This is a genomic window from Agarivorans sp. QJM3NY_30 (assembly GCF_050870855.2).
Lineage (GTDB): Bacteria > Pseudomonadota > Gammaproteobacteria > Enterobacterales > Celerinatantimonadaceae > Agarivorans.
In genome coordinates, this window is the sequence record NZ_CP194038.2 from 4,057,648 (window position 1) to 4,076,651 (window position 19,004).

At 39.6% G+C, this 19,004-nt stretch carries 20 protein-coding genes; 13 read left to right on the forward strand and 7 right to left on the reverse strand.

From position 1 onward, the window contains the following. Positions 1-2,472 (reverse strand): bifunctional aspartate kinase/homoserine dehydrogenase I, encoded by a 2,472-nt coding sequence (gene thrA / locus ACRRSX_RS18280; protein ID WP_432451780.1) that lies wholly within the window; start codon positions 2,470-2,472, stop codon positions 1-3. Between the two features lie 312 nt (positions 2,473-2,784). On the opposite strand from thrA, the gene aceK reads away from it, so the two are divergent. Together aceK and ACRRSX_RS18290 are read left to right on the forward strand one after the other, a co-directional pair. Further along, positions 2,785-4,491 (forward strand): bifunctional isocitrate dehydrogenase kinase/phosphatase, encoded by a 1,707-nt coding sequence (gene aceK, locus ACRRSX_RS18285; protein WP_432451779.1) that lies wholly within the window; start codon positions 2,785-2,787, stop codon positions 4,489-4,491. 122 nt (positions 4,492-4,613) lie between these two features. After that, positions 4,614-5,168 (forward strand): hypothetical protein, encoded by a 555-nt coding sequence (locus ACRRSX_RS18290; protein ID WP_432451778.1) that lies wholly within the window; start codon positions 4,614-4,616, stop codon positions 5,166-5,168. Here the strand turns inward: ACRRSX_RS18290 and ACRRSX_RS18295 are convergent. Next, positions 5,165-5,662, reverse strand: coding sequence for a putative 4-hydroxy-4-methyl-2-oxoglutarate aldolase (locus tag ACRRSX_RS18295; RefSeq protein ID WP_432451777.1), 498 nt, complete (start codon positions 5,660-5,662; stop codon positions 5,165-5,167). The genes ACRRSX_RS18290 and ACRRSX_RS18295 overlap by 4 nt on opposite strands. After that, positions 5,634-6,080, reverse strand: a complete 447-nt coding sequence (locus tag ACRRSX_RS18300; protein ID WP_432451776.1) for a DUF3293 domain-containing protein — start codon at positions 6,078-6,080, stop codon at positions 5,634-5,636. The genes ACRRSX_RS18295 and ACRRSX_RS18300 overlap by 29 nt, the downstream gene beginning before the upstream one ends. 346 nt (positions 6,081-6,426) lie before the next feature. Here ACRRSX_RS18300 and arcA point away from each other — a divergent pair, with 346 nt between their 5' ends. Continuing rightward, positions 6,427-7,137, forward strand: coding sequence for a two-component system response regulator ArcA (arcA, locus tag ACRRSX_RS18305; RefSeq protein ID WP_432451775.1), 711 nt, complete (start codon positions 6,427-6,429; stop codon positions 7,135-7,137). A 251-nt stretch (positions 7,138-7,388) separates the two neighbouring features. Continuing rightward, positions 7,389-8,801, forward strand: a complete 1,413-nt coding sequence (gene pykF / locus ACRRSX_RS18310) for a pyruvate kinase PykF (protein WP_432451774.1) — start codon at positions 7,389-7,391, stop codon at positions 8,799-8,801. 45 nt (positions 8,802-8,846) lie between these two features. On the opposite strand, the gene ACRRSX_RS18315 is transcribed toward pykF, so the two are convergent. Next, complete coding sequence (locus ACRRSX_RS18315) at positions 8,847-9,443, reverse strand: gamma-glutamylcyclotransferase family protein (protein ID WP_432451773.1); 597 nt, start codon at positions 9,441-9,443, stop codon at positions 8,847-8,849. A gap of 317 nt (positions 9,444-9,760) precedes the next feature. Here ACRRSX_RS18315 and ACRRSX_RS18320 point away from each other — a divergent pair, with 317 nt between their 5' ends. Continuing rightward, complete coding sequence (locus ACRRSX_RS18320) at positions 9,761-10,216, forward strand: methylglyoxal synthase (protein ID WP_432451772.1); 456 nt, start codon at positions 9,761-9,763, stop codon at positions 10,214-10,216. 7 nt (positions 10,217-10,223) lie between these two features. Here the strand turns inward: ACRRSX_RS18320 and ACRRSX_RS18325 are convergent, their stop codons facing one another. Both ACRRSX_RS18325 and dusA read right to left on the reverse strand, forming a co-directional pair. Then, positions 10,224-10,862: a super-infection exclusion protein B gene (locus tag ACRRSX_RS18325; protein ID WP_432451771.1), complete on the reverse strand. Its 639-nt coding sequence runs from the start codon at positions 10,860-10,862 to the stop codon at positions 10,224-10,226. A 116-nt stretch (positions 10,863-10,978) separates the two neighbouring features. Next, on the reverse strand, positions 10,979-11,995 hold the full coding sequence (gene dusA, locus ACRRSX_RS18330; RefSeq protein WP_432451770.1) for a tRNA dihydrouridine(20/20a) synthase DusA: 1,017 nt from the start codon (positions 11,993-11,995) through the stop codon (positions 10,979-10,981). Between the two features lie 160 nt (positions 11,996-12,155). Between dusA and ACRRSX_RS18335 the strand changes: the two genes are divergently transcribed. Then, positions 12,156-13,331 (forward strand): tyrosine-type recombinase/integrase, encoded by a 1,176-nt coding sequence (locus ACRRSX_RS18335; RefSeq protein ID WP_432451769.1) that lies wholly within the window; start codon positions 12,156-12,158, stop codon positions 13,329-13,331. A gap of 24 nt (positions 13,332-13,355) precedes the next feature. Here the strand turns inward: ACRRSX_RS18335 and ACRRSX_RS18340 are convergent, their stop codons facing one another. After that, positions 13,356-13,769, reverse strand: coding sequence for a hypothetical protein (locus tag ACRRSX_RS18340; protein ID WP_432451768.1), 414 nt, complete (start codon positions 13,767-13,769; stop codon positions 13,356-13,358). A 357-nt stretch (positions 13,770-14,126) separates the two neighbouring features. Between ACRRSX_RS18340 and ACRRSX_RS18345 the strand changes: the two genes are divergently transcribed. From ACRRSX_RS18345 to ACRRSX_RS18375, 7 genes are all read left to right on the forward strand, one after another. Further along, entirely contained in the window at positions 14,127-14,384 is a 258-nt protein-coding gene (locus tag ACRRSX_RS18345) for a hypothetical protein (protein ID WP_432451766.1), read from the forward strand. Between the two features lie 13 nt (positions 14,385-14,397). After that, a complete protein-coding gene (locus ACRRSX_RS18350) occupies positions 14,398-14,661 on the forward strand; it encodes a hypothetical protein (RefSeq protein ID WP_372317324.1) in 264 nt (87 codons plus the stop codon). 161 nt (positions 14,662-14,822) lie between these two features. Beyond that, positions 14,823-15,254, forward strand: coding sequence for a hypothetical protein (locus ACRRSX_RS18355; RefSeq protein ID WP_432451765.1), 432 nt, complete (start codon positions 14,823-14,825; stop codon positions 15,252-15,254). A gap of 129 nt (positions 15,255-15,383) precedes the next feature. After that, entirely contained in the window at positions 15,384-16,154 is a 771-nt protein-coding gene (locus ACRRSX_RS18360; protein ID WP_432451764.1) for a hypothetical protein, read from the forward strand. A gap of 357 nt (positions 16,155-16,511) precedes the next feature. Next, entirely contained in the window at positions 16,512-17,255 is a 744-nt protein-coding gene (locus tag ACRRSX_RS18365) for a ParA family protein (protein ID WP_432451763.1), read from the forward strand. Positions 17,256-17,266: 11 nt separating this feature from the next. After that, a complete protein-coding gene (locus tag ACRRSX_RS18370) occupies positions 17,267-17,578 on the forward strand; it encodes a hypothetical protein (protein ID WP_432451762.1) in 312 nt (103 codons plus the stop codon). A gap of 342 nt (positions 17,579-17,920) precedes the next feature. Then, on the forward strand, positions 17,921-18,964 hold the full coding sequence (locus ACRRSX_RS18375) for a hypothetical protein (protein WP_432451761.1): 1,044 nt from the start codon (positions 17,921-17,923) through the stop codon (positions 18,962-18,964). Positions 18,965-19,004: the final 40 nt, after the last annotated feature.

Here is a 19,004-nt window from a genome sequence, read left to right on the forward strand (position 1 = left end):
TTACACCTCCTGCTTCCAGTTGAGTGTTCGAAGCACATCGGCGAATACCCCAGCAGCCGTTACCGCCGTGCCCGCACCGTAGCCACGCAAGACCAAAGGAATAGGCTGATAGTAACGGCTATAAAAAGCCAGCGCATTTTCGCCATCTTTTACTCGGTTAAGCGGATCGTCGGCAGCAACCGCCGCCAGCGAAACTTTACAAACGCCTTGATCGATACTACCTAAATAACGCAATACCTTCCCCTCAGCTGCCGCATCCTGTTGTAACGTGGCGAAATACCCGTCAGCCTCGGGGAGGCGCGCCATAAAGGCTTCGGTATCACCACTGGCATCGAAGTTAGGTGGCAGCGCCTGCTCGATTTGGATATCATCAAGGTTTAGTGGCATACCCGCTTCGCGTGCCAAAATCAGCAACTTACGGGCGACATCCATGCCCGATAAGTCATCTCGCGGATCAGGCTCGGTAAAGCCGTTTGCTCGGGCGATGGAAGTCGCTTCAGAAAAGCTCATCCCTTCATCTAACTTACCAAAAATGAAAGAGAGTGAGCCAGAAAGGATCCCGTTAAAACGCTCTAACTTATCCCCCGCCTTGAGCAGGTTCTGCAAATTCTCAATCACCGGTAAACCAGCACCCACGTTGGTATCGTATAAAAACTTACGACGCATCGACAACGCAGTTTTACGCAGTTGCTGATAATACTCAAGACTTGAAGTATTGGCTTTCTTGTTCGCGGTTACCACGTGGAAACCATTGGCCAAAAATTCAGCATACTTACCAGCAACATCATCATTACTGGTACAGTCAACGATCACCGGATTAATTAAATGACTTTGTCCCACTAATTCATTCACATTGGCCAGCGTGAACCCACCATTCTCGCTGCAATTGGCCAGTTGCTGTTGCCAATCGTCTAGCGCGAGGCCTTTAGGATCGAGTAATAGTTTGCGGCTATTAGCCAAGCCACAAACGCGGATCGCGATTTGTTGATCTTTTAGATGCGCCTGCTGAGCATGAATTTGCTCTAACAACGCGCCACCCACGCCACCCACGCCAATTAAAAATAAATCGATGTAATGCATGCTCTCAAAGAAATTTTGATGACAAGCTCGGATCGCCTCCGCCACTTTATCTTGGGAAACCACCGCCGAGATAGAGCGTTCGGAAGAACCTTGTGCAATCGCCACAATATTAATCCCAACTTCCGCTAACGAAGTAAAGAAGCGTGCCGCAACCCCTTTACTGCGGCGCATGCCATCCCCCACCAGCGAAATAATCGCTAATTGGTCGATGGTCTCAATCGGCTCCAGCAATTGATTGGCTAATTCCAGCTCAAACTCTTCATTTAAAGCCGCTAAGGCGCGGACCGCATCAACACTATGAATACAAAAGCTAATGCTATACTCGCAACTCGATTGAGTAATCAGCGCCACAGAAACATGACTACGAGAAATACTTTCAAAAATACGGCCAGCCATGCCCACCATACCTTTCATGCCAGGACCTGAAACCGTCAACATAGTCAGTTCGGCAAGGCTAGATAAAGCTTTCACCGGTAAATCATCTTGCCCTTGGCTTTGTGCGCCAATTAATGTTCCTTCCCCCTGAGGATTAAAAGTATTCTTAATTAGGCAAGGGATATGGTACTGAGCAATCGGGGCAATGGTTTTGGGATGCAGTACCTTAGCGCCAAAATAGCTTAACTCCATGGCTTCTGGATAGCTTAAACTACGTAACAAACGGGCATCTTCAACCAAGCGAGGGTCGCAATTATATACGCCGTCGACATCGGTCCAAATTTCACAGCATTCTGCATCTAAACAGGCCGCTAATACCGCGGCGCTATAATCGGAACCATTGCGGCCAAGCACTACGGTTTCACCCTGCGCGTTACCCGCCGTGAACCCAGGCATCAAATAAATTAGGTCTTGCTGGAGCATGCTCTGATTCAAACGCTGCTTACTGGCCTGAATGTCGACCACAGCCTCCAAGTAGCCCCCCGAGCTGGCCAGCAATTTTTGCTGAGGAATAATGATCTCTGCACTATGGCCACGCACTGCTAGCAGATAACTCATGGTGTGAATGCTCAGTTTTTCGCCTGTAGACAATACCTTGGCGCGAATATTATCTGGGCATTGTTGCAGTAAGGCGACCCCTTTTAGTAACTGGCGTAATTCACCCAACTCTTGGTGAATCATCAACTGCATTTGCTCAATGGCAAAACCTGCATATTTATTCTTTAATTCACCGAGCAATTGCTGGAAGGTGGTTTCAATACGATTTAATAAACCCTCTCCATCGTTGCCGTGACTAACCATATCCACCACTGCAACTAAATCGTTGGTGACTCCCGCAGGAGCAGAGAGTACCACCGCCAATTGTGACTGATGTTGGTTACTTAATACTATATCGGCTGCGCGATTAAAGCGCTCAGCGTCGGCTAAAGATGATCCACCAAATTTTAAAACTCGCATTGTTCCTCCCAAAAAAAAACCCGTATCGTGATTGATACGGGCTTTCTTCAATGTAGTTTATCGCTACAACAAGCCCGTCCCGCATGTGGTGGTGCGGGTAATAATACCGGTGGTTGTGTAAGCAAAATATACTGACATCTGAATAAAAATTTAAATTCCAATTATGTTCATACCATAACCAGCTGGGCTAAAGAGTCAAGTTTTATTTAGCTCAAAACTCATCCAAGTCAACAATCATTTCCGAGATAAAAATTTGAACGCCCGTTTAAATCCTGCCATAGTGGATAAAAAAACAACAATAAGAAAACGCCGATGAAAAACTCGATGGAACACATCGCAGCAGAAACGATGCTGCAACGCTTCAACAGCTTCTACCAATGTTTCTTAGAAGTCACCCGCGGTGCGAAACAACGCTTCGAAACCGCTGACTGGATGTCTGTACAACTCGCATCTAGAGAGCGGATCCGGCTATATGATCATCATGTCACCGAAGCGAGGGCAGCCATCAAACAACTAACTGGCCATCTACAACGTAGCGCTCAATTTTGCGCCGCAGTAAAATATCGGTATTCCCAGTTAATTAGCCAACATGAAAATTTTGAAGTCGCTGAATCTTTCTTTAATTCGGTGTATCAAAGACTATTTCATCATCGCTACATCGAAGAAGACCAACTATTTATTCGACCAAGTCGTAGCAGCAAACGCTTTGACTATCAATTACTCACCCATCGTTACCAACATACCGAGCTGCAACAGCTACTGGTCGACTTATTTAAAGACTATGACTTCGCCATTCCATACGAAGACTTATCACGCGATATCAATTTTATCCAACAGCGACTCCAACAGCAGCCTCAGCTCAAGCAGCAACCATTACACCGCATCACCATGCTGCAGCCAGTGTTTTATCGGAACAAAGCCGCCTATTTGATAGGCCACTATCAAAGCGAAGCGCTGTCTTTCCCCATCGTATTTCCATTACTCAACCAGCAAGCCCAGGTTGCGATAGACACCGTGTTAATCGATAGTGATCAGGTGAGTATTATCTTTGGCTTTGCCCGCGCCTATTTTATGGTCGACGCCCCTGCACCAAGACGAATTGTAAACTTTTTAAAGCAGCTACTCCCCAATAAAACCGATTATGAGCTGTTTACCGCAATCGGCTGTCAAAAACATGCTAAAACCGAATTTTATCGTCACTACTTAAACCACTTACACAACTCCAAAGACCAATTTGAACTCGCCCCCGGGATTAAAGGTATGGTGATGAGCGTATTTACCTTGCCCTCTTATGACGTTGTATTTAAAGTGATAAAAGATCGCTTCACTCCCCCCAAAGAGGTCAGTCGGGCGGTCGTCAAAGAGAAATACCGCTTGGTCAAACAACACGATCGTGTCGGCCGAATGGCCGATACTCAAGAATTTACTAATTTTGAATTCCCTTTAGCCCGCTTTAGCCCTGAGTTACTTGCAGAACTGGAACTCGTCGCGCCGTCTGCGCTCAAAATAGAAAATGACGTACTCACCATTAAACACCTCTATACCGAACGCAAAATGGTCCCGCTAAACATCTACTTAGAGCAAGCCGACGAAACGCAAACTCGGCAAGTGATCGATGAATATGGCAACGCCATCAAACAACTAGCCGCAGCCAATATCTTTCCTGGGGATATGTTATTTAAGAACTTTGGGGTCACTCGGCATGGGCGAGTCGTATTTTATGATTACGATGAAATATCCTATATGACGGAGTGTAATTTCAGAGAATTTCCACAATCCCCCTATCCTGAAGACCAATGGGCCGTACATCCTAGCTATTCTGTTGGTCCCAATGATATTTTCCCAGAAGAATTTGCAACGTTCTTGCTAGGGAAACCAGCCGTAAAACAAGCATTTAGAGAATTGCATGCGGAACTGTTTCAGGCCAGCTATTGGCAAAGTTTGCAACGCAACATCGAAAATGGTCAATTTGAAGATGTCTTTCCTTACCGTAGGCATTGCCGATTTATCAACCGTTAGCTACCAACTTTCAAGCCGTGACTCGTTCCGCCATCGCGTAAATATTTTTTGTGATCGACCGTGATCTTCTGTATGAGATCGACCATAATAGTTATTGGGAAAAATAATAATAAGGGGCAGCAGTGACTAAGTTTAGTTTTAAGTATTATTTTGCTGCTCTTTTGATGATCACGGGTCGTTCAGCGTTCGCTGCAATCCCAAATATTGATAACCAATTAAGTATTAGCTACGGTGATGGCCAACATCTACAACTATCAACCCGCAGTCAAATTAAAAACTGGTATGTAACAGGCTATAACAACAAACAATTTATTTACACAGGGCCCCGGGATCAAACTCAATCATGGTTTTTTAACGGCGGTTACCAGCATCAACTGCGTAACGAATTCTCACTCTTTGTCGAAGCAGGGGTGAACAATCAATACGACGATATTGCGACACGTAGAGGCTTTAATCTTTCGACAGGCTTAAATTACCAGCCGCTACGGCACCTATCACTTCAAAGTAAATTGGTACAAATTCACCAACCTGATGATGACACCACCGAACAAAGCCTCGAGGTATCGAGTACATTACACCTACTCAATAACATTGATGTAAAAGCTGTCTATCAAATTGAAGCACAAGATAAGCAAACCCAGCAACAGCTTCAATTTGGTTTAGGTTATCGCTTTTAAGCGAAGCCTTCCGGCAGATTTAAGGCCTGTTCGCTCAGCAAGATCCCATTCTCATCCGCATACAAATACATCCCCGGTAGAATTTTTACACCAGCAAAATTCAGCTCGCAATTAACATCCCCGACACCTTTTCGCTCGGTTTTCATCGGGCAAGCAGCTAATGCCCTTACTCCCAAGTCAATCGTATTAATCGTCGATACGTCTCTAATCGCACCGTGGATGACCACCCCAGACCATCCTTGAAGATAAGCCGAATCCGCGATCAAGTCGCCCATCAATGCATGTTGAATATCGGCACCACCATCCACCACTAATACTCGCCCTCGGCCCGCAGTGGCTAATAACTCTTTGACTCGACTGTTGTCTCGCCAACATCGAACCGTCACCACTTCACCGAAAAAGCAAGTTTTCAATCCATAAGACCGAAAAATAGGGGTTAACAGCTGAACCTGTTGCGGATAGAGATCACATAATTCCGGCAATAAATCTTGCATTCTGATACTCCTTTATCATTTGTTGATATCCCTGTGGATTATCAAACCAACGACTCGCGGTATTGCCAAGACATGAGTATGCTCGGCTTATATCATTACTATCATAGAGATAACAATCACCATCAAGCCAGTAAAAAGCTCTCTGTTTGAAAACCTTTGCTACATATTGCGCATCAATTAACGAACATTCAACAACCGCGCTAAATTCGTAATGATTAAGATCAATAGCGCCTGCAAAGACCCAAGAACAAGGCATTTTATGGACACGCAAATATGTAAGTAAATGACAATCTAACCAGCGATTAAACTGCTGAGATCGGGTAACCCCTTTAGGATTGTTCGCGGTAATAACAGCAAGCCCATGATATTTAAGGGCTGTATCTGCCAAAAATATAGTGTTTTTATACAAATTAAACATGTAGTTTATTTTCAGTAATGACGCGTATAAATTGCCATTATGACCATTTCCGATTGATTTGAATCAAATCCGCTTCAAAAAACGTAAGCTTTTTTCAGACTCAAGTTGTTATATCACTGTTAAGCCCATAGAATATGTTCACTGCTTGTAACGAATCATGCATACAGAAGATCTCTTACGCTGACTTACGTCTCGTTTTGAGCACACTATTTGTTTATTTTTTTTGCCATATGAGAAGTTTTAACACAAACTCAACATGGCATTGTAGCTAGTGTTTACTTCATCTTCTATAAAACACCGAACAGTTCGCAAGCCAACTTTTTTCTATATAGCATTGGGGAAGACCATGACACCAAATATTCTAATTGTCGAGGACGAACTGGTCACTCGTAATACGCTAAAAAGCACTTTTGAAGCCGAAGGTTACAACGTGTTTGAAGCGATTGACGGCAATGAAATGAACAGCGTACTTGAAGCTCATTCAGTTCACTTAATTATCATGGACATTAATCTTCCAGGTAAAAACGGTTTATTGCTTGCCCGTGAACTTCGAGATCGTGAACAAATCGCGTTAATGTTTTTAACTGGTCGCGACAATGAAGTTGATAAGATTTTAGGTTTGGAAATTGGGGCCGACGACTACATCACCAAGCCTTTCAACCCTCGCGAATTAACCATTCGTGCGCGCAACCTACTAAATCGTACCATCAATGGACAATCGGCTAATGAAGACAAGGGCTCTGTAGAAGAGTATCGCTTTAACGGCTGGACCTTAGATATTAATAGCCGATCGTTAGTAAGTCCTAACCAAGAAACCTACAAACTGCCGCGTAGCGAATTTCGTGCAATGTTGCACTTTGTAGAAAACCCTGGACAGATTCAAACCCGTGCAGATTTATTGAAGAAGATGACAGGGCGGGAATTGAAGCCGCATGACCGGACGGTTGACGTAACCATTCGTCGGATCCGCAAGCATTTCGAATCAATACCAGAAACACCAGAAATTATTGCAACCATTCATGGTGAAGGTTATCGTTTCTGTGGTGAAATTGAATAAGCAGCTCACTTACAAAAAACCTCGCAGTTTCGCGAGGTTTTTTTATACTTGTGAGGCGCTCAAATAACGAGCAACATGAATAAAGGTGACGAAACTCAGACAACTCACAATCATGTTGCTGAGGTAAAAAATCGTCAATGTTTTGATCGATGTTCTGATTTGTAGTTATTTTTCTACATATTCTTTTGTTATCAATCTTGTATAATATGCGCAGAATTTTTTAACAGCATCCTTAACGGAGAGTCACTTCAATGAAGAAAACAAAAATAGTTTGTACCATTGGCCCAAAAACTGAGTCAGTAGAAATGCTAACTCAATTAGTTGAGTCTGGCATGAACGTTATGCGCCTTAACTTCTCTCACGGCGATTTTGCCGAGCACGGTACTCGAATCAACAATCTACGTGAAGTTATCAAAAACACCGGCAAATCTGCCGCTGTTTTATTAGATACCAAAGGCCCTGAAATCAGAACGATTAAACTAGCTGGCGGCAACGACGTAAGCTTAGTCGCCGGTCAAGAATTCACGTTCACGACCGACCAAACTATTATTGGTGATAAAACTCGCGTAGCCGTTACCTACCCAGGTCTTGCTGCAGACTTAAAAGTTGGCAACATTATCTTAGTTGACGATGGTCTTATCGAAATGGAAGTTATTGCCGTTTCTGATGACGAAGTGAAGTGTACTGTTCTTAACAACGGTGATTTGGGCGAGAACAAAGGTGTTAACTTACCTGGTGTAATCGTACAACTACCAGCTCTATCAGCAAAAGATAAAGGCGACTTAATCTTTGGTTGTGAGCAAGGTGTTGATTTCATCGCTGCATCGTTCATCCGCAAGAAAGAAGACGTTCTAGAAATTCGCCAACTGCTTAAAGAAAATGGCGGCGAAACCATTCAAATTATTTCTAAAATCGAAAACCAAGAAGGTGTTGATAACTTCGATGAAATCTTAGAAGTATCTGACGGTATCATGGTTGCTCGTGGTGACCTAGGCGTAGAAATTCCTGTAGAAGAAGTTATCTTCGCTCAGAAAATGATGATTGAGAAATGTAATCGTGCTCGTAAGCTAGTGATTACAGCCACTCAAATGCTTGACTCAATGATTAAAAACCCACGTCCAACCCGCGCAGAAGCTGGCGACGTAGCCAACGCAATCTTAGACGGTACCGATGCGGTTATGCTATCGGGTGAGTCAGCTAAAGGTAAGTACCCTGTAGAAGCAGTCACTATCATGGCTACTATCTGTGAACGTACCGATGCCGTGATGCCTTCTAACCTAGATCCTGCACGTGATAGCGGTAAATTGCGTATCACTGAAGCGGTATGTAAGGGTGCAGTAGAAGCTTCTGAAAAATTAGCGGCACCACTTATCGTGGTTGCTACTGAAGGTGGTAAGTCAGCGAAGTCAGTTCGTAAATACTTCCCACAAGCAAATATTTTAGCGATTACCACTAACGCAAAAACTGCTGCTCAGCTTTGTTTATCTAAAGGTGTGATTCCTCACGTTGTAGAAAGCATCGATAATACTGATGCGTTCTACATGCTTGGTAAAGAACTTGCGATTGAATCAGGGTTAGCCAATAAAGGCGACATCGTGGTTATGGTTTCAGGTGCACTCGTACCATCAGGCACCACCAATACGTCTTCTGTTCACGTATTATAATCACTCGCTTGATTGCTATCCAAAAAGGCGCCTGAGGCGCCTTTTTTATGAGTTCTGATCCAAAGGATGAAACCCACTTAAGTGCTCCATGTCCAGCAAAATAGAATCAATTTGTTCCAAGGCTAAAGCATCGATATTCATGGCTCGAGGATAAATAGGTTGATGCCGGTCATCCAACCAATGACTCACCCAGTAATTTGTAGAGAGCAAAAATTCCCGAGCATATTGCTCACTGACTTCCAAGCAACCACGTAAACAAACATCGAGATAAGATTGTAAAATAGGGCTATTCGCTTGAGGGTGCCAATATTCATGGGCAACATAAGTATAAATTTTCACAGCAGCCTGCGGTAAGGGATGTAATAGCTCCAACTGCTGTAAGTTTAAGCAAACTCGCTCATAATCTCGTTCTCGCTCATCTAATTCGGGCAAAAACTTTTCATCAAATGGGATCAATACCCCATTCACCGTTGCTTGCGGCTCAGGACTAATCACCACTGCAGAACGATCATTACCGCCTTTCAAACCGCTCCAATAGCGCTGATAACCATGTAAACGGGCGGCATAAGCCTGTTCCCCTGGAAAAGTTCGTTGCCGACAATCGGCGTCAATTAAACTACCATAGCCAAATATGTAAATCATTGCACCTTCCTCAGTAAAGCCACTCAATAAATACATTAATCAACGGCGGCACAGCAACCCAGCTAAAGACCTTCATTCTAAGCCCTTGTAACAAATAAACAATGACCAATGAAATAATGACAGCACAGCTTTATCTTATCGGTCATCCGACTAAATCAGGGCCTTTTGTAATATTCACGATCTAATCAATAAACCTTACAAGGTTTGTCGCTTCACATCCTAGCGACGAACTTATTTCTGCCGCTAGCTAATAATCAGCACAAACAGTACCATAGCTCGCATAATCGCAATTTATTTATTGGTAGTTAAGAGGGAATATGGACACAACAACCCGCACCATGCAAGTCAGTAAACGGATAGCCTTAGTGGCACACGACCACAAAAAAGGTGCCTTAATGAATTGGGCCAAAATTCATCAGGACGAACTGAAAAAACACCAATTATTTGGCACTGGCACCACCGGGACTCTTCTTTGTCAACAAGGCTTTGAAGTCACCGCTTTACTCAGTGGCCCAATGGGTGGCGACCAACAATTAGGCGCGATGATCGCAGAAGGAAAGATCGACCTAATGATCTTTTTTTGGGACCCTCTCGACGCAGTGCCTCATGATCCTGATGTGAAAGCCCTACTTCGCCTAGCTGCTGTTTGGAACATCCCCATGGCAACCAATCAGGCAACGGCTGACTTCATTCTCTCCAGCCGTCATTTTAACCAAGAGTTTACTGTTGATGTCCCCGATTATGCAGGCTATCTAAAAGATCGGACTAAATAAGCCAACGTTAAGCAGCCGTTCTGCCATCGCTATTGTCAGCACGGATCCGAAATAGCTTACCCGAGTGAGTTCGATTGGCCTTATAATCAGCTTGCAAAAAACGAGGACGGATAGCCTTTAAATGCTCTATTTGTTCCTCGTTGAGTTTTCCTACCGGTAAACCCAAAGCCTTGTAACTAAGCATCGGGCGGGCAGCAAGATTGATCATCATATCAACGTTTGTCCGTTGCTCTTGAATGTGTTGCAGCTCCATCGCTTTCAACACTCCATTTTCGAGTAAGTTTTTCACCGCAGGCTCCGCCAAAGGCAGATGAAGGACACTCCGTCGGGTAATCACAAACTCACGTAACACCGCTCGCTCTGAATGGTCTAAACAAGCAATCATCGCAGCTAAACGGGTGTGTTCGCGGCGCTCATTTAAATGTCGCCCCACAGCCGTCGCGATTAATAATAAGCTACGGCTGATAAAATAAGCCAACCCCACCACACAACTTATAGTAAATACCAAACTTAGCTGAGCATTAAAACCCATTTCGGGTAACCAATAACTCGGGATCAACAATAATAAAGCGCTTGTCACCACTAGCCACGCCATTAAAATGTCTAATATGCCCCAACGCGCAATTAAACGACTGAGAAATTCCATTGTTGCACTCTCCTGCCAAAAACCTGACTCTTCGAGGATAGTGATAGCAAGGCTTATGCCAAACAATGATCAAGCGCTGAGAGATTTCGAGCCAAAGGGGCGGTAAAGCAACAAACTTAAGTCGCGAGCGACTCAGGCACCCTTGCTAATGCAGCTTGCATGACCTCAATGCCTGCGCCTGCTTTATGGGCATTCTCACTCAGGTGGCGTCGCCAGGATCGCGCGCCGACACAACCTTGAAACAAACCCAGCATATGCCGAGAAATATGCTGTAAACGACCGCCGTTAGAAAGATGCTGTTCAATATACGGATACATTAACTGAACCACTTGATGACGCGAAGGCTGTTGCCGCTGAACGCCAAAAATCCGTTGATCCACAACCGCCAATAAATAGGGATTCTGATAGACCTCTCGACCGAGCATCACCCCATCGAGTTGTTCGAGATGTTGCTCAGCTTGCTCTAAACTATTAATGCCGCCATTCACACTTATCGTTAACTGCGGATAATCTCGTTTCACTTGATAGGCCCGGGTATAATCCAAGGGAGGCACATCTCGGTTTTGCTTAGGGCTTAAACCCGACAGCCAAGCCTTACGAGCATGAATAATAAAAGTACTACAACCTGCTGCTGCGACAGGCTCAATAAAATCGGTTAAAAATGAATAGCTATCTTGCTCATCAATACCGATCCGAGTCTTAACTGTCACTGGTATCCTAATGTGTTGTTGCATGGCATTCACACACTCTGCAACCAAGCTGGGTTCAGCCATTAAACAGGCGCCAAAACGGCCATTTTGCACCCGATCCGAAGGACAGCCAACATTCAAATTAACTTCATCGTAGCCCAACTGCTCCGCTTGTTTAGCACACTCCAGCAGATCTCGAGGATTAGAGCCGCCTAATTGCAATGCAAGCGGATGCTCCTGCTCAGAAAAACCTAAATAGTCACCTTTCCCATGTAAAATCGCGCCCGTGGTCACCATCTCGGTATACAACAAGCTATGCTGACTCATCAAACGATAAAAATAACGACAATGCCTATCAGTCCAATCAAGCATGGGTGCAACGGAAAACCGATTATTTAAATACTTACCACCTAAGTCATTGATTCTTTTTTCTTTATTAGTCATTTAAAATCTCGTTGAATATTGTGTTATTGCCTATTTTGACCAATTCTGATACATTTTAAGAATATTTTGACCCCAAAATGACCCCAAAATGCTTGATGCTTTGACCCCAAGAATTTTGGATTGACCCCAAAATAACCCCAAATTAATAAGAGGTGAAGGTATGGCATCAGTTAGTATAGAAGAGCGAAAATCGGCAAATGGTAATTCTAAATTTAGAGTTAAAGTTAGAGTTACAAAAAACGGTAAAAAAATCGCTGAAAAACAAGATTCATTTTCTACTCGCAAGCTTGCAAAAACCTGGGGTGAGAAAACCAGAAATGAAATGGAAGCGATAGAAGCCAGAAAAAAAGCTGGCACATTTCGAGAGGAAGAGAATCTAAAAGAAGCAACAGTTGGTGAACTGATTGATCTCTATCTGAGACTTCATGATCCTGACGAACCTAAAAAACCTAATGATCTAAGTGATGATATTGAACCACTTGGTAGAACAAAAATGTATGTTCTCAATGCTTTACTTCATTACCCTATTTCAGCAATTCTTGCTAGTAATCTTCGTGCTGACGATATTATAGCGCATTGCAAACTTAGAAGAAATGAAGATACAAATCCAAAACCGCAGACCGTTTTTCATGACGTAACTTATTTGCATACTGTTATGCAAAGCGCAAAATCTTTCTTTAAAATTAATGCAAATTTAAAATATCATGAAGAAGCGATCCCACTTCTTGTTAAATATAGATTGATCGGTAAATCCAAACCAAGAACAAATCATAGACCTTCTGATGAACAACTTCAGATTATGAGAAAAGGTTTGAAAGAAAGACAAGAACATCGAAGTGCCATAATTCCCTATTTAGATATTCTCGATATATCTTTACTTACCGCAATGCGAATCAGTGAAATCACTAGTGTTCGGTGGGAAGATTTTAATTTTGAGAAAAAGACTTTAATCATTCGTGAACGTAAAGATCCCGATCCGACTGAAAAAGCAAACAAACACTCAGTAATACCTTTGATTGGTGATGCGGCAGACATAATCGCAAGGCAGAAAAAATCAACTGACCCAGAAAAGTCAGATTTGATATTCCCATTCAATTCAAGAAGTGTAACCGCTGGTTGGCAGAGAGTTAGAAAAGAGCTAGGTATTGGTGATATTAGGTATCATGATCTTCGTAGACACTGCTTAAGTAACTTAGCAGAAAGAGGTGTTCCGTTGAACGTTCTTGCTAAAATCAGTGGTCATAAGAGCATCAATATACTTCATAATGTCTATCAGCATTTAGAAATGGAAAACTTTGATATTGATTCATTTACTCCTGCATTCATTAAGAAATAAAAAAAGCCCGTATGGGCTTTCTTTTTAATGTATGTGTTTCCTATCAACATCAATTTTATACTTATGATGAATATCTTGTATTAGTATATCTATAATGTTTTCACCGATAACGCCAGCGTCATTTTTTACATTAAGTTCGTTGGTGTTAAAGATGTAGACTAAATCAGCTATAAAACTTTTCATTTCTTTTTCTGAAAGATGCTGCAAGTCTACATTCATACTATCTCTTACTTCATAAGCTGTAACTACATTTTTTAAAGTATCATTTTCATCCATTAGTTTTTCTATCTTCTCAATTGATTCAAGTAAACTTTCTGTCGCTTCTGATAAATCATCTTTATACTCATTCAATTCAAAAACTCTGTTTTTATACTTGTCTTTTAGAATCAAATATTTTCTTTCTATCTTTCTAAATTTTTCAATTTCTGATGCACCCATAATATATTTCCTTTTGTTGTTATATCCTTCACTTACATTAACAACATACATTTATTATAAATCAAATATATCAACACAGATATATTGAAAAAACCGATAATACAAAGAAGAATCAAATTAAATAAAACAAAAATAATTAATTAAAAAATAACTATTCAATGAATAACATCCTTCAACAATCCTAATACATTTGAATATTTAAGATATTTTTCCCGAAATGAAAAAATAATTCCATTTTAAAAATCCCCATTTTACAAGTAAAAATGAGCGTAACAAAAATCATTGTGACACTTTTCATTTACATATTAGATTGGCCATATACGATATAAGTATCAAAGAAAAACAAGGAGCTTAACAATGAAATACGCACAATTACTTAAATCAAAATTAGCAGAACAAGAAGCACAAATCTTAAATTCAGTAGAAAAGCACAAAGCAATGATTCAAGCATTTCCAATGTCAAAAAGAGAACAGATAAACTCTGTCTGGAATGACATTTATGAAAATAATAATGTTTTAGAAGATAAAAACAATTTGTCAGATATTGAATATTCTGAGTTAAAAATAATTCAAGCATCAACGTTTGAAAAATTTGAATCAGAATTAGATAGATAAAGGAGAATGACTTATGGATGACTTACTTGAAATCTTATCAGCATTAGCACAACAAAGAATTAGATTGATAGAAACTTACAGAACAATAAAATATTACTTAGATTGTGGATACTGCTCAATAGTTGAGATAAAAGAAGATTTGAAAGAGCTAGTTTTTGTAAAAGACAACGTGATAATAGATATATGCTCAAACAATAAATTAAATTCAAATGATTTTATAGAACTAACAAATCATCAACACGATACTATTAAAATAATAATAAATGAACTTTCTTAAGCCTTGGTTACAAGGCTTTTTATATAGCATAAAAATATTTTTATTTACAAATGAAAAATACATGATAAAAAAAATAACCATTGCAAACATAAATATGGTAATGGATTTAATTTTACAGGATGTAAGACAAGGATGTTCTGCTTGCAAAAAAGGAGAGTAAGATGATAAACAAAATCACAATATCAGCCAATGCCAAATGTTTTAACTTTTATACTGATGAAACATTTATTTTTGATCATGAGTTCTTAGAAGAACTACAAGTAACAATTGTTGATAATGTTACTTTTGAAACAAATCACTTAAAATCATTTCATTCAAACGACCCTGAAAGCCTATATGACCTTGCAGAAGAAATATCACTTGATAACCCGACCTTTTCAGAAAGAGCCGTCAGGCATAGTCTAAACCACGCTTACAGCACCCTAACAGATAAGTATGACTTACATGTATCTGTTCTAAATTCAGAAAGTGATGAATATCTAATCTGTGGTGATACGCTTGATTTACATTCACTGAATCAAAACGAGTTTGAACGATTCATCCATAGCTTTCAAAAAGCCCCCATTTCTAACAAACTTTTTTGTTCTATCTAGTTAATAGAGATTGTAGATAAACTCTTTAAATACAGACCCTTTCACCGTTCCAATGTTTTATTTTGTTCCTTTTCATTTACATAAGTATTTTTACTGATACATTGACAGTAACAACAAAAGGAGTCAAAGATGATAAACATAATTAGATCTGTCGCTGATACAGACAACGACCTAGAAAATTATATAGTAAAGCTTACCGCCCTACTCGGCACAAAACGCCCTCAGTTCGCCTCTGTGCTGCGAAAACTCATAGAATCCAACTGTGTTCACGAACATTCTATTTCTAGCTCTGATATACGTGATTATTTACCTCAGAAATCAACCGCAAGTGATCAAGCAACAGCATTAAATCAGTTTAAAAAAGTTGGTGTTAATACAGGTATTTTCTCATCTACAAGCGCAACAGGCGTGATGTTGAATCAATCGCTATTTTCATCTAATGGCATAGGTTTCAATAGTTTCATCATTAATTACGAAAATTCGATTAAGACGATTTCTAATTCAGATCTAAATTCTGATTATAGTGTTTCTACTTCATTCACTTCTGACGATTACTTGAATGACTTACTCAACCTGATAAGGATTGGTAAGCCAGCGAGAGACAAATCACTATTAAAAGTTATTCAAATGTTTGATGAAAAAGGAAAAATCAATATCACGTATGGTCATGGTAGTTTTGGCAAGATGTGTGAAGAAGTCGGTTTGAAGAACAACAGAGCTTTAAGAGATAAAATAGAATTATTGGTTTCTCATAATATTTTCAAAAGAGATAAGAATCATTTGCAGTTATCGAGTTCAATAATCTTATCAAAAAAATGGTTCAACGACTTAGAAAGTAATCAACATTCTTTACTTGTAGAATTTAAAAACAAGAACATAACAATCAAAACCTTGCAGTAGGTCTTTTTTATATATCTTATATATCTTATATATCTTATATACCCTATATACCTTATATACCTTATATACCTTATATACCTTATATACCTTATATATCTTATATGTCTTATATATCTCATACATCTTATATACCTTATACATCTTATATACCTTATATATTTCTCAATCTACCGCCATAAACATAAAAATATCACCAAAGCTAACATCCTGACAAACCTTTGAATCTACACAAAAAACAAACCTTCAAAAAATATAAATATACATCTTATATAATATATATATGTTTTTCATTGACACCTTTAGAGGTCCTGATAACATTGACTATATAAACGAAATGTAACACAACAAGGAGTTAAAATGGATATACTAACAGTGGCATCAATAAAAGGCGGTTCAGGAAAATCAACAACTTGCGAGCAATTAATGTTTACAATGGAGCGAGAGCTTTTACTGAATCTTGATCCTTACGGAACATATGAATTAACGAATGCATTACGTTCAGCAAATGGATATAGGAAAATTAATTTTCTAAATATCACATCAATTGAACAGTTCAAACAAGCTATTGAAAAGCATGCTGATAAGAAAATAATCATTGATTGTGGCGGTTATGAAAGTGCTTTAACTATGGCTGCGATGAGCGTAGCAACAATCATCATCACACCAATAAATGATTCTATTAAAGAAATGGCAACGCTGAGGAACGTTAACGCAACGCTTACTTCTATCAGTGAAAAAACAAACAAACCTAAAAAAGCTTATGTTCTTGTAAATCGTGTGCATCACGCAAAAACATCACTATCTGAATTTGATAATTTAACGAGCAAATGTCCTAACCTAGTGCGTCTTAACTCTACCATTAGCTTTAAGAAAGGATTGCTTGAAACCGCTACTTCAGAAGGTTTAACGATTCCTGAGTATGAATTGAAACGTGTTCAGTCAATACGAGCTAAACAAGCTCAAGAACAACAGCAAATGGATACTGATAAAGCTAACGGCAAAACTATTACTCTAAAAAAATTCGTTGCTCCGAAACTCAATCAATCGGTAAGTGAAATTTACGCACTTGCAGACGAAATCAAATCAATTATTAACGCATAAGGAAAAAGAAAATGACTAAGAAAAAAGTAGATATAAATGCAATTGAAGAAATGCTAAAAGATATGGATAAAGCTTCAGAAGGTGCAGCACTAGTAGAAAACGAGAACGTAGAACCTATCAAAATCGAACGTGATAGATCACTAACTAAGGGCAACAACAAACTTATAACTTCACTACCAGAATCACTTGAAGCTGATTTCTATGATTTAAAAGCTTCAGGTTTGGCTAAAGGTTCTTATACTCAATATATAATTCAATGTGTAATCAAACAGACAGATCTAAATCTAAAGGAAAAGGAGAGAAAACAACGTGAACAGGTTTAAAACTAAGTTCGATTTTGGAGAAGATAAATCTTTGTCTTCTTCAAACTGAACCATCAACGCAAGGCGATAGTATGACTAAATCATTCAGAAACTAAAAAAGGCACTTTTTCAGAAAGTGTCTTTTCTTTGCGAAGCATAAAAAATCAATTTAATAATTATACCTAAACAGATATATTAAAAAGAAACATTAACATTATAATACCTTAAGAAACCTCTAAATCTAAAGAAAAAAACCCTTCATCATAAAAACATAGAATCATTTGTAAAATCATGTCTCTTTACTATCAGAAACGAAATGATAGAAATATATTAAGGACACTTAATATTAAAAGGAATTAAAAAATGAATTTATGCAAATCAGCAATACTCTTATCAACACTTTTCACAATCCAAGCTCAAGCAGAATGGGTTGCAATCGTAATACCGCCAGAAGGTATGTATACAGAACCTAGCGCAGCATTGAACGTAACTCAAGATAACGTCAAAGGCACATACGAAGTCGTTAAATCAGAGCTATATTATTCAGATATTATAGTAAGTGAAGAAGGTTGTGATGTTCTTTTAGATGGTGATAAAAAATCAGGAAATTGGGAATACTTAAACAGCGGAGGTTGTTCTGATAATGATTCATTTACCCTTTCAGCAACGGGTGATTTAAGTGAGACAGTTTCACTTTGGGCGAAAGCTCCTTCTTGTCAATACTGGAATAACGGATGGTTAGCAGCAGCACAAGACGGTTCTGGAACAGGATTAGTTTATAACTCTCAAAGCTGTTCTATCAACAATTCAGACATTAGAAGCTTAATGAGCTATGACTCTGTGCCAGCGTATTACCTCAATTCAATTAATATTGACATAATGGGGGGCGGTGAAGGTGGTGAAGGTGGCACTCCTGCGCCCAATGAAGGAGAAGGAGAAGGTTCTGTAAATCCTGAATTTAACTTACCAAACATTCAATACGTTTTTGGAGACATAATCATTGATCATCCATTTTTAGAAACGTTAGATTTATCAAATCTTAGATATGCAGGTTCAACAATAATTCTAAGAGGAATGCAAAACATAACGTCATTTGATTTAAGTAAACTTAGTTATAATAACTACAACATAAATATTCTTGGAGCAATGTCGGCAACAGAACTTGATATTTCAAATGTAGAAAACGCTGGGACTATAGATATTTCTTACACCAATATTTCAAACATAACTAAATTTGCAAATTTAAAATCAGGATTGATCATTACAAATAATGACAACGAAGCTTTCTTTCCTCAAATTACTACATTTCCTGACAGAGATACGAATTTTTGTAGAGCAATCAGATGGGGCGACATAACACTATCAAGTTCAATCTCTCAATCGAATGCTGAAAGTGCTTGTCAATGATAGAAAGTTTAAATTGTATAATAGATAAACAATAAATTAG